Origin of the sequence: Pseudomonas brassicacearum, assembly GCF_918698105.1 — a bacterium.
Taxonomy (GTDB): domain Bacteria; phylum Pseudomonadota; class Gammaproteobacteria; order Pseudomonadales; family Pseudomonadaceae; genus Aquipseudomonas; species Aquipseudomonas brassicacearum_F.
On sequence record NZ_CAKKMI010000134.1, the window covers coordinates 1 to 9,567 of the forward strand.

Genomic DNA, 9,567 nt, shown 5'->3' on the forward strand with positions numbered 1-9,567 from the left:
GCTCCCACAGTGGGCCCTGGTGAACACCAGATTTGTATCCACCACTGTCCCCTGTGGGAGCCGAGCTTGCTCGCGATGAGGCCAGTAGCCACACCCGAAAACTATCAGGCTGCCGAGAAGCGCTTATCCAGATACTCAATGATCACCTTGGACTCATACATCCAACTGGTCTCGCCATTCTCTTCAATCCGCAGGCACGGCACTTTGATCTTGCCGCCTTGCTCCAGCAGCGTCTGGCGATCCTGCTCGTTGTTTTTCGCATCGCGCAGGGCCACCGGCACGTTGAGGCGGCGCAAGGTGCGGCGGGTTTTCACGCAGAACGGGCAGGCGTGGAACTGATACAGCGTCAGGCTGCGAGCGGCCTGCTCGACCTGCGCCTGGGCCTCGGCCGGGCGCTGTTTCTTGCCCGGGCGGGTGATGAAGTCGATGAAGATGATGAGCTGGCCCAAGCCAACCCGAAGCGCTTTGACGATCACGGTATTAAGCCTCGCGGCAGGGAAGAAGAGGGCGCGCAGCTTACCTGATTTTTCACAGGCGAAAAAAAACCGGCGATCAATGCCGGTTTTTTTTCATGCGACGGATTACTTGATGAGGCTGAGGAATTCGCTGCGAGTGGCGGCGTTTTCCCGGAACTCGCCGAGCATCACCGAGGTGATCATCGAGGAATTCTGCTTTTCCACACCGCGCATCATCATGCACATGTGCTTGGCCTCGATCACCACCGCCACGCCCAGGGCGCCAGTCACTTGCTGGACCGCATCGGCGATCTGGCGGCTGAGGTTTTCCTGGATCTGCAGGCGACGCGCATACATGTCGACGATGCGCGCGACTTTCGACAGCCCCAGCACCTTGCCGCTCGGGATGTAGGCCACGTGAGCCTTGCCGATGAAAGGCAGCAGGTGATGTTCGCACAGCGAGTACAACTCGATGTCCTTGACCAGCACCATCTCGCTGTTGTCGGAGCTGAACAAGGCACCGTTGGTGACTTCTTCCAGGGTCTGTTCATAACCGCGGCAGAGGTACTGCATGGCCTTGGCAGCACGCTTAGGCGTGTCGAGCAGGCCCTCGCGGGAAACGTCCTCGCCCAATTGGCCGAGAATCGCGGTGTAATTCTGTTCCAGAGACATGAAACTACCTGTGGGATTTTACGCAAAGGGCAAGGGTACGGTGGCGGACACGGCGCTGCAAGCTCGGCAAGCGAGGGCTATTCGTCGCGGCCTTCCATCATGGTGCGCTTGAGCATCACGTAGACCGCCCCGGCACCGCCGTGTTTTGCCTGGCAGGAGGTGAAGCCCAGCACTTGCGGGTGCTGGCGCAGCCAGGTGTTGACGTGGCTCTTGATCATCGGCCGCTTGCCGTCCAGGCGCACGGCTTTGCCATGGGTGACGCGCACGCAGCGGATTTCGAACTTGGTGGCTTCGGCCAGGAATGCCCAGAGGGTTTCCCGGGCTTTTTCGACGCTCATGCCGTGCAGGTCGAGGCTGCCCTCGAAAGGGATCTGGCCGACCTTCAGCTTGCGCATCTGGCTTTCCTGGACGCCGTCACGCGCCCACATCAACTCGTCTTCCGGCCCGACGTCGATCACGAACTGATCGGACAAGCCGTCCACGGTCGTGGCGTCGGTGCGCACGGTGGCGGCCTGGCGCAGCTTGGCGATTTGCGCGCGATCGGCCTTGGGCTTGCCGGTCTCGGCGCGGTCGTGCTTGATCGGTTTTACGCCCTGGATCGCACTTTTGAACAGGGAAAAGTCGTCGTCTTGCATGTCAGCCTCCGCGAAGCCGGCCAGTTTACCCAACTCTGGCAGGATCAGGCGCGACAAAACGTCGGATGGCGGGTCAGTCGTGCTTTTTCATCAGGTGCGGAGCCATGGCCAGCTCCAGGGATTGGCGGGCGCGACGGCGGCAGCGGCGCCAGAGCCAGACGCCCAGCAACAACACGAAAAGACCGACTACCAGGATGATCGCCGAACCCAGCGGGGTGGCGTTCAACTCTCCCAGCGCGGGCGGGCGGCCCAGCAGGCTGGCGGCACCGGCCATGGCCAGCAGTACGCCGAGCGTTGCCAGTAGCGCAGCGATCGCCGCGCCAAAACGAAAACGCCAGTTGCTCGGGCCCTTGGGCCGCAAGCGACGTGCGTCAAAACCATCGGATAACTTCATTCCGACCTTCCTCAATGGGTATCGGCCCTTCGACCGGAAGATGTTCGGGTTGTTCCTGATACTCCGGTAATTGCGGCAAATGAGAGGCTTTTGCGGATGAGCGGCGCCACGGGCCGCTCATCGAAGGACATCAGGTGAAGTCGCGGGTCAGGGCCAAGGTGGCGAAGTTGTCCGCCATGATCGCCATTTCGGTCTGCTGCACGTGCTCGGCGCTGAGGACGCCGCCTTTGTATGGCAGGTCGCGCGTGGCGCAGGCGTCTTCCACCAGGGTGCAGCGAAAGCCCAGGTTCTTGGCGGCGCGCACGGTGGTGCTGACGCTGGAATGGCTCATGAACCCACACACGATCAGGTCCAGCGGACCGAAGTCTTCCAGGCGCTTTTTCAGTTCGGTGCCGTGGAAGGCGCTGGGCAGCAACTTTTCGACCACGGTTTCGTCGCCCTGGGGTTCGAGGCCGGGAATGAACTCCCCGCGTTCGCCTTGTGGATCGAACAGCCCGCCATGGGTGCCCAGGTGGCGCACATGCACGATCGGCCGACCGGCTGCGCGGGCCGCGCCGAGCAGTTGCTTGATGTTCGCGACAGCTGCATCCATGCCGCTCAGGGCCAGGGGCCCGGCGAGGTATTCCTTCTGGGCATCGATGATGATCAAGGTCGCTTGACTCAGATTGGCCGCTGCATAACCACGGCCGCTGAGTTGAAACATCGTTTTTGGAACGGACATTCTGGGGCTCCTTCGAGTGGGGCTTTTGCGACATTGTCCTCTGGCTGAGCGGTTCTGTGAATCGCTTCCATCGCAAGGGCCGCCGTTGCTGGCCTACAGCCTTGTCAAGATGCTCGTCTTGTTCAATAGGCGGATCAAAAAACGGATGATTCCTACGATTCGTGAGGGGTTTTTCGTTCGTCATCGGGGCGTGTTTGGGTGGGGCCGCGTTTGGCTGGTAGACTCGCCCGTCGATTTTTCTGGAGTTTGCCGCCGTGATCACTTCCCGTCTCCGTACCCTGCGTGACCATATCCGTTGGGCCGTCAGCCGTTTCCACGGGGAGGATCTGTTTTTCGGCCATGGCACCGACAATGCGTGGGACGAAGCCCGGCAACTGGTGTTGGGCGCATTGCACCTGCCGTGGGAAATTGCCGACAGCTATCTGGATTGCCGCCTTGAAGACGAAGAGTTGGTCCATGTGCAGCGCCTGCTGCGCCGGCGTATCGACGAACGTATCCCCGCCGCCTATTTGCTGGGTGAGGCCTGGTTCTGCGGGATGTCGTTCATCGTCGATGAACGTGTGCTCATCCCACGCTCGCCCATCGGCGAACTGATCGAAAAGCGTTTCGAGCCTTGGTTGGGCCAGGCGCCGGCACGGATTCTTGACCTGTGCACCGGTTCCGGCTGCATCGGCATTGCCTGTGCCTATGAGTTCCCGGAGGCCGAGGTGGTGCTGGCGGACCTGTCGTTCGAAGCGTTGGAAGTGGCCAACCAGAACATTGAGCGCCATGGCGTCGATGAGCGCGTGTTCACGGTTCAGGGCGATGGCTTTGAAGGTCTGCCGGGGCAACGTTTCGACTTGATCGTGTCGAACCCGCCCTACGTCGATGCTGAAGATTTCGCCGACATGCCGCAGGAATACCAGCACGAGCCGGAGTTGGGCCTGGCCTGTGGCGATGACGGCTTGAACCTGGTGCGTCGGATGCTGGCCGAGGCGGCCGATCATCTGACCGAGAAGGGATTGTTGATTGTCGAGGTGGGCAATAGCCAGGTGCACGTCGAGGCGTTGTACCCGGAAGTCGATTTCGCCTGGCTCGACTTCGAACGCGGCGGCCATGGCGTGTTCATGCTCAGCGCCGAACAATGTCGCCAACACCAGGGGTTGTTTGCTTCGCGGGTTTGATCCCCCTTATCCATTTGGGTGCACCCACTGTGGGAGCGAGCTTGCTCGCGATGGCGTCGGATCAGCAGCATTGAAGTTGGCTGATTCACCGCTATCGCGAGCAAGCTCGCTCCCACAGGGTTACTCGCTGTTCAATGCCGCGTCGCAATCCAGATCAGCAACCCCGCCTGGAACATGGCAAAGGCCACCAGGCAGGTGATGGTGAAGCGCAGGCCGGCGTCTTCGCGCTTGAACTTGGTGACCTTTTCTTCCTGCTGCTTGAGTTTGACTTCCTGTTCCGCCAGGTTCTGCTCGGCCTGTTGCAGCATCTGCGCCGCCTCAAGGATTTCCACGAACTGCAGCTTCTCGGTGTTCCAGTCCCCGAGCAGATCGCCAACGTGGGTTGGCTTGACGCTGCCCTTGAGGTGCTGGGCGTCGGCATAGACCACTTCGAAACCCTGGGCCTTGAGAAAGCGGTCGCGGCGCAGGCGAGTGTCTTCGTTCAGGGCGTCCTTGTTATCCAGGTCGGTGCCGTGCACCTGGTAGGCGGACCAGCGTTTCTTGGCCCAGGTGATGCCCTGGGCCGCCAGGAAACGGCCGATGCCACGGTTGGACGGCTCGACTTGCAGGTTGTCCGGGGAAAAAAACAGGCGTTTCTCGACGTGGTCGGCCCAGACGTCCAGGTGATTCTGTTCCTTGCGCACGCGCTGGTTCGGCAACTGGATGCTCATGCGCAGCAAGCTGCGTTCCTTGCTGTGGCGCTCGACATAGCTGAACTCGACAAACCGCAATGGCCGCGCACCGGTGGCACGGTCGGTCTTGAGCGGTGCCAGGCGGAGCATCTTGTGATGCTCGGTATGCACGTCGGCCCACGGCAGCTCCACCGCAGACGAGGCGGGGGCTTCGACAGCGGTGTCGGGGGAAGCTTGAGTTTCAGTCATAACGGCAAAAATCCTGTCCAGGCCGGCGGGTCGGCAGCCATAGCGCTGCCCGACACCGGGCTATCGGCCGTTTTTGCCAGTCCTGAAGCTAAATTGACTAAAACCGCCTAACGCGCGGCTAACGAGTCAATAAAACGCAGAATTCGCGTACCAAGCTCGGCCGCCAGGGGCAGGTTGGGATCCTTGTAGGAGGCCAACTGCCGTTGCACGTCGTTGGGCACGATGCGCATCACGTGGTTCATGCCCTCGATCAGCGCCAGTTCGGCGTCGGGCTTGGCGGCTTTCAACTGTCTCGCGTCATCGACGTTGACCTGGATATCGTTGCTGCCCTGGATGATCAAGGCCGGCATTTTCAACGCCGCGAAGGCCTGGGCCGGGTCCTGGCGGAACAACGAGATCAGGTAGGGCTGCACGCTGGGGCGGAAAATGACCTGCAACTGGGCCGGCACGTTGTTGTCGAGTCGACCGGCCTTGAGGCTGTCGAGCAACTCATTGCTGCGCAACATCAGCGGCGGTGGCAGGCGGTTGCTCAGTTGTTGACGCAGTACCTGGTCGATCGGGCGGGCGCTGCCGGACAGCGAAATCACCGCCGCCGCGTTGGCCTGGGGCGCGGCGAGGCTGGCGATCAACGCGCCTTCGCTGTGGCCCAGCAGGATCAACGGACCCAGGCGCGGATCGGCGGCAAGCTTTCGGCTCCAGGCCACAGCATCGGCCACATAGGCCTCGACGCTCAGGTTGCGTTCGTCCGGTGTCGCCGCGAGGCTGGCCGCTACGCCGCGTTTGTCATAGCGCACGCTGGCAATGTTGTGCTTGGCCAGCACCCAGGCCAGGCGCTTGAGGCTGTCGTTGCGTCCGCCCTCGGGGTTGTTGCCGTCGCGATCCGTAGGACCCGACCCGGAAATGATCAGGACAACCGGCACCGGCGTGTCGGACTTGGGCAGCAACAACGAGCCGAACAGCTCACCGCTGCCCGTGTCGAGGCTGATCGGGCGTTGCAACACCGTGGCCTGGGCCAGGCCGCAAAACAATCCGCTGAACAAGGTCAGGCTTAAGGCAAGCAGCTTTAACATCATCACGCCATTAGTTACGAAGGTGCCGGTTGGACTGGTGGCCGCCGATAAGGTTCGAGGATGAACTACGCGGGGAGCCTGCGTATACTGGCGCGCATTACGAATCCAAGGTTGAGTCTCTCAGCGATTTCACGGAGCACCCTGCATGTCCGGCAATACCTACGGCAAGCTGTTCACTGTCACCACCGCGGGCGAAAGCCATGGCCCGGCGTTGGTCGCCATTGTCGACGGCTGCCCGCCGGGCCTGGAGATTTCCCTGGAAGACCTGCAGCGTGACCTGGATCGGCGCAAGCCCGGCACCAGCCGCCACACCACCCAGCGCCAGGAAGCCGACGAAGTCGAAATCCTCTCCGGCGTGTTCGAAGGGCGCACCACCGGCTGCGCCATTGGCCTGCTGATTCGCAACACCGACCAGAAGTCCAAGGACTACTCGGCCATCAAGGACCTGTTCCGCCCGGCCCACGCCGACTACACCTACCACCACAAATACGGTGAGCGCGACTACCGTGGCGGCGGTCGCAGCTCGGCGCGGGAAACCGCCATGCGCGTGGCGGCCGGGGCGATTGCCAAGAAGTACCTGGCCAGCCAGGGCATTGTGATTCGTGGCTACATGAGTCAGTTGGGCCCCATCGAAATCCCGTTCAAGACCTGGGATTCGGTCGAGCAGAACGCCTTCTTCTGCCCCGACCCGGACAAGGTGCCGGCACTCGAGGCCTACATGGACCAACTGCGCCGGGACCAGGATTCGGTTGGCGCGAAGATCACCGTGGTCGCCGAAGGGGTGATGCCTGGCCTTGGCGAGCCGATCTTCGACCGCCTCGACGCCGAGCTGGCCCACGCGCTGATGAGCATCAACGCGGTGAAAGGCGTGGAGATCGGCGCCGGCTTCGCCTGCGTTGCCCAGCGCGGCACCGAGCACCGTGACGAACTGACCCCGCAAGGTTTCCTGAGCAACAATGCCGGCGGCATCCTCGGTGGCATTTCCTCGGGCCAGCCGATCGTGGCGCACCTGGCCTTGAAGCCGACGTCCAGCATCACCACGCCGGGGCGCTCCATCGACATCCATGGCAACCCGGTGGACGTCATCACCAAGGGCCGTCATGACCCGTGCGTCGGCATCCGTGCCACACCCATCGCCGAGGCGATGATGGCGATCGTGCTGATGGATCACCTGCTGCGGCATCGCGGCCAGAACGCCGACGTCCGCGTCAGCACCCCGGTGTTGGGGCAGCTTTGATGGCTGGCCTGCCGACCGCCGTGGCCTGACGACCGTGGCGGCACTGCCGTACTGGCGGCTCTCCAGTTTCTATCTGTTCTATTTCGCGCTGCTCGGTTCGACGGCGCCGTTCCTGGCGCTGTATTTCGATCACCTGGGGTTCAATGCGGCGCGCATCGGCGAGCTGGTGGCGATTCCCATGCTGATGCGCTGCGTGGCGCCGAACATCTGGGGCTGGTTGGGGGACTACACCGGCCGGCGCCTGGCGATCGTGCGTTTTGGCGCGGTCTGCACGCTGCTGGCGTTTTCGCTGATCTTCATCGACAAAAGCTACGCCTGGCTGGCGATGGTCATGGCGCTGCATGCGTTTTTCTGGCACGCGGTGTTGCCGCAGTTCGAAGTCATCACCCTGGCCCATTTGGGTGGGCAGGCCTCGCGCTACAGCCAGGTCCGCCTGTGGGGTTCCATCGGTTTCATCATCACCGTGGTGGCGCTCGGCCGCCTGTTCGAATGGCTGAGCCTGGACATCTACCCGCTGGCGCTGGTGTTGATCATGGCCGGCATCGTCCTCGCCAGTTTCTGGGTGCCCAACGCCCAACCACTGCAGGGACCGCGAGTCGCAGGGGAGGGCTTCCTGCGGCAATTGCGCAACCCTGGTGTGCTGGCGTTCTATACCTGCGTGGGCCTGATGCAGGTGAGCCACGGACCGTATTACACCTTCCTGACCTTGCACCTCGAACACCTGGGCTACAGTCGCGGGCTGATCGGCCTGCTCTGGGCCGTCGGCGTGGTGGCGGAAGTGTTGGTCTTCCTGCTGATGAGCCGGATCCTGGCGCGGTTTTCCGTGCGCCGGGTACTGCTGGCGAGTTTCCTGTTGGCGGCGTTGCGCTGGTTGTTGCTGGGTTCGCTGGCCGAGTTCCTCTGGGTGTTGTTGTTCGCCCAGGTGCTGCACGCGGCGACCTTCGGCAGCTTTCACGCCGCCGCCATCCATTTCGTGCAACGCAGCTTCGGGCCTCGCCAACAAGGCCAGGGGCAGGCGCTGTACGCGGCGTTGGCCGGCACGGGCGGGGCCTTGGGCGCGTTGTATTCCGGCTACAGCTGGAACGCCTTGGGTGCCAGCTGGACGTTCAGCCTCGCCAGCCTCGCGGCCTTCGCGGCAGCCGTTATCATTGCCACCCGTATGCAAGAGGACCGGCCATGAGCCTTCGAACCGTTAATTTTCTGGAGCCTTTGTCATGAGCAGCCTGTCCGTCTATCACGTTTCGAGCCCAGACATTCCGAACAAGGTGTTGACCCATTTTGAGGACATTGCCGCGACCTTGGCTGAGCAAGGTGTTCATTTTGCCCGTTGGGAAGCGGCGGTGAAAATCCAGCCGGGTGCCAGTGAGGAGGAGATCATTGCGGCTTACCAGGCTCAGATCGATGGGTTGATGACTGAGCGGGGTTATGTTGCGGTCGATGTCGTCAGCGTTAGCAGCGATCACATTGAACAGGCCGAGGTGCTCGATGAGTATCGCCATGGCCAGGATGAGGTGCGATTTTTCGTTGCTGGTCGTGGCTTGTTTAACCTGCACGTTGGCGATTATGTCTATGCGGTGCTGTGTGAAAGGAGCGACTTGATCACGGTGCCTGCTGGTATGCCGCATTGGTTTGACAGGGGGGAGCGGCCGCATTTCGTTACGATTCGTTTGTCTGGTGATTTGCAGGGGTTGGTTGCTGAGGTTACGGGGGATGATATTGCTCGGCGGTTTCCTCGTTTGGAGGATTGACCGCGTTCTTGGGGGGGGTGTGTATATCCGTTATTTCGGTAACGGCGGCTGATGGTTCCGCCCTTATGGCGGGTCACTTTTGGAGCGCCAAAAGTAACCAAAAGCGCTTTGCCCCACCACTCGGTGCCTCGCTAGGGCTCGGCATGCCCTCACTCCGGCATTGCTCCGTGGGCCGCCGCGAAGGGCCATCCATGGCCCAGCGCGGCTATCCCGGCATCCATGCCGGGATGCCCACTGCGCAATGCCTGCGTTCGGCCAGCGTGGTTTAACGGGGCTCCGAGATCAAGATCAAGATCCAAAGCAAGAGCAAGAGCAAGAGCAAGAGCAGGGCACGGGCACGGGCCGGCATCTATGTGGCTGAGCCACCGCTATCACGAGCAAGCTCGCACACAATGCGTCTGTGATGAACACAAGGCTCATGAACACCCGAGATCCCTTGTGGGAGCCGAGCTTGCTCGCGATGAGGCCGGCACATCCAACATCACAGCAAACTGACCCACCGCTATCGCGAGCAAGCTAGCTCCCACAATGTGCCTGCGGTGAACACAAGAC

12 protein-coding genes are annotated in these 9,567 nt (G+C 61.9%); 5 read left to right on the forward strand and 7 right to left on the reverse strand.

Annotated elements, in window-relative coordinates; genetic code table 11:
- Positions 1–104: 104 nt before the first annotated feature.
- The 5 genes from LQ215_RS28705 to LQ215_RS28725 all read right to left on the reverse strand — a co-directional run bounded on the left by LQ215_RS28705 (position 105) and on the right by LQ215_RS28725 (position 2,877).
- The gene (locus LQ215_RS28705) at positions 105–476 is read right to left on the reverse strand and encodes a glutathione S-transferase N-terminal domain-containing protein (protein ID WP_230153624.1); all 372 of its coding nucleotides are present in this window, start codon (positions 474–476) and stop codon (positions 105–107) included.
- A gap of 105 nt (positions 477–581) precedes the next feature.
- Entirely contained in the window at positions 582–1,127 is a 546-nt protein-coding gene (gene folE / locus LQ215_RS28710) for a GTP cyclohydrolase I FolE (protein ID WP_003204506.1), read from the reverse strand.
- 77 nt (positions 1,128–1,204) lie between these two features.
- Positions 1,205–1,762, reverse strand: a complete 558-nt coding sequence (locus LQ215_RS28715; protein WP_003204497.1) for a Smr/MutS family protein — start codon at positions 1,760–1,762, stop codon at positions 1,205–1,207.
- A 73-nt stretch (positions 1,763–1,835) separates the two neighbouring features.
- Positions 1,836–2,156 carry a hypothetical protein gene (locus LQ215_RS28720; RefSeq protein WP_230153625.1) on the reverse strand — a complete coding sequence of 107 codons (321 nt, stop codon included), beginning with the start codon at positions 2,154–2,156 and terminating at the stop codon, positions 1,836–1,838.
- Positions 2,157–2,286: 130 nt separating this feature from the next.
- Entirely contained in the window at positions 2,287–2,877 is a 591-nt protein-coding gene (locus LQ215_RS28725) for a cysteine hydrolase family protein (protein ID WP_024618514.1), read from the reverse strand.
- Positions 2,878–3,131: 254 nt separating this feature from the next.
- On the opposite strand from LQ215_RS28725, the gene prmB reads away from it, so the two are divergent.
- Positions 3,132–4,040: a 50S ribosomal protein L3 N(5)-glutamine methyltransferase gene (gene prmB / locus LQ215_RS28730; RefSeq protein WP_230153626.1), complete on the forward strand. Its 909-nt coding sequence runs from the start codon at positions 3,132–3,134 to the stop codon at positions 4,038–4,040.
- Positions 4,041–4,171: 131 nt separating this feature from the next.
- Here prmB and LQ215_RS28735 read toward each other — a convergent pair whose 3' ends face one another.
- Both LQ215_RS28735 and LQ215_RS28740 read right to left on the reverse strand, forming a co-directional pair.
- Positions 4,172–4,960 carry a hypothetical protein gene (locus LQ215_RS28735; protein ID WP_230153627.1) on the reverse strand — a complete coding sequence of 263 codons (789 nt, stop codon included), beginning with the start codon at positions 4,958–4,960 and terminating at the stop codon, positions 4,172–4,174.
- Positions 4,961–5,067: 107 nt separating this feature from the next.
- A complete protein-coding gene (locus tag LQ215_RS28740) occupies positions 5,068–6,033 on the reverse strand; it encodes an alpha/beta hydrolase (protein ID WP_230153628.1) in 966 nt (321 codons plus the stop codon).
- Positions 6,034–6,175: 142 nt separating this feature from the next.
- Here LQ215_RS28740 and aroC point away from each other — a divergent pair, with 142 nt between their 5' ends.
- The 4 genes from aroC to LQ215_RS29570 all read left to right on the forward strand — a co-directional run bounded on the left by aroC (position 6,176) and on the right by LQ215_RS29570 (position 9,284).
- A complete protein-coding gene (gene aroC, locus LQ215_RS28745; RefSeq protein WP_230153629.1) occupies positions 6,176–7,267 on the forward strand; it encodes a chorismate synthase in 1,092 nt (363 codons plus the stop codon).
- A gap of 34 nt (positions 7,268–7,301) precedes the next feature.
- Positions 7,302–8,447 carry an MFS transporter gene (locus tag LQ215_RS28750; RefSeq protein WP_230153630.1) on the forward strand — a complete coding sequence of 382 codons (1,146 nt, stop codon included), beginning with the start codon at positions 7,302–7,304 and terminating at the stop codon, positions 8,445–8,447.
- Positions 8,448–8,481: 34 nt separating this feature from the next.
- Positions 8,482–9,015 (forward strand): acireductone dioxygenase, encoded by a 534-nt coding sequence (locus tag LQ215_RS28755; protein ID WP_230153631.1) that lies wholly within the window; start codon positions 8,482–8,484, stop codon positions 9,013–9,015.
- 143 nt (positions 9,016–9,158) lie between these two features.
- Positions 9,159–9,284 carry a hypothetical protein gene (locus tag LQ215_RS29570; RefSeq protein WP_256211728.1) on the forward strand — a complete coding sequence of 42 codons (126 nt, stop codon included), beginning with the start codon at positions 9,159–9,161 and terminating at the stop codon, positions 9,282–9,284.
- Positions 9,285–9,567 lie beyond the last annotated feature (283 nt).